Origin of the sequence: Methylobrevis pamukkalensis (assembly GCF_001720135.1) — a bacterium.
Classification (GTDB): domain Bacteria; phylum Pseudomonadota; class Alphaproteobacteria; order Rhizobiales; family Pleomorphomonadaceae; genus Methylobrevis; species Methylobrevis pamukkalensis.
The window spans coordinates 1-1,259 of record NZ_MCRJ01000257.1 but is presented as its reverse complement, the minus strand read 5'-3'; the positions used below and the strand labels follow the sequence as shown (position 1 = coordinate 1,259).

General features: G+C 66.6%; 1 protein-coding gene. It reads left to right on the top strand.

The features are described from left to right. Positions 1–64: 64 nt before the first annotated feature. Positions 65–1,233, top strand: a protein-coding gene (locus A6302_RS21750; protein ID WP_245294184.1) for an IS3 family transposase whose coding sequence is annotated in 2 segments (ribosomal slippage) — positions 65–317 and positions 317–1,233 — 1,170 coding nt in all. Because the reading frame shifts where the segments join, the coding sequence is not laid out codon by codon here. The last annotated feature ends 26 nt before the right edge of the window (positions 1,234–1,259 follow it).

Below are 1,259 nucleotides of genomic sequence, written 5' to 3'. Positions count from 1 at the left end.
CTGACCTGCCCCCTTCCTGATCCCTCGGTTTGAGTGAGAGTCCGTCAACCTCAAGGAGACGGACATGAAGAAGAGCAGGTTCACCGAGGCGCAGATTATAGGTGTGCTGCGCGAACAGGAGGCTGGCGGTGCGACGGCGGAGGTCTGCCGGCGGCACGGGATCAGCGAGCAGACCTTCTATCGGTGGAAGGCCAAATACAGCGGGATGAGCGTCTCGGATGCCCAGAAGCTGAAGGCGTTGGAGGACGAGAACCGACGGCTGAAGAAGCTTCTGGCGGAGTCGATGCTGGACGTGTCGGCGTTGAAGGATCTCCTGGGAAAAAACTGACCGGGCCCGCTGTTCGCCGGGAAGCCGCGCTTCGTCTGATGGCGGAGCGCGGCTACTCGCAGCGGCGGGCCTGTGGGCTGGTCGAGGTCGATCCCAAGACGGTGCGCCGCGCGCCTGAGCCCGGCGACGTGGAGGTGCGCGAGCGGCTGCGGACCCTGGCTGGCGAACGCCGTCGGTTCGGCTACCGGCGGCTGGGCATCCTGTTGGAACGGGAGGGCGTCAGCCTGAATAAGAAGAAGTTGTTCCGACTCTATCGGGAAGAGGGTCTGGCCGTGCGCCGGCGGCGGGGGGGCAAGCGAGCGACCGGGATGCGGACGCCTATGACCGTGCCGGACGGACCGAACCAGCGCTGGAGCCTGGACTTCGTGGCGGACGCCCTGTCGTGGGGTCGGCGATTCCGCATTCTGTGCATCGTGGACGACTTCACGCGCGAGGCCCTGGCGCTGGTGGTGGACACCTCGATCGGCGGCCGACGCATGGCGCGCGAGCTGGATGCGCTGATCGCCCGGCGTGGCAAGCCGGCGCTGATCGTCAGCGACAATGGCACGGAGATGACATCACGGGCGATGCTGGAATGGGCCAACCGAACCGGAGTCGGCTGGCACTACATCGATCCCGGCAAGCCCCAGCAGAACGGCTTCGTCGAAAGCTTCAACGGCAAGTTCCGGGACGAGTGCCTGAACGAGGAGGTGTTCACGACCCTGGCGGAAGCCCGGGCCGTGATCGACCGGTGGCGGCACGACTACAACTACGTCCGACCGCACTCCGCCCATGGTGGCCTCGCGCCGGAGACCGTGCGGCTGAACCACGCGGCCGGTCGGCTGCGCGACGTGAATAGCTGCGCCGCCCGGCCGCTCCCACCGGAACCCAAGATCAGCTATGAAGCCTGCGGACTCCCATTATGATCGCGGGACCAGCGGGGGGCAGGTCA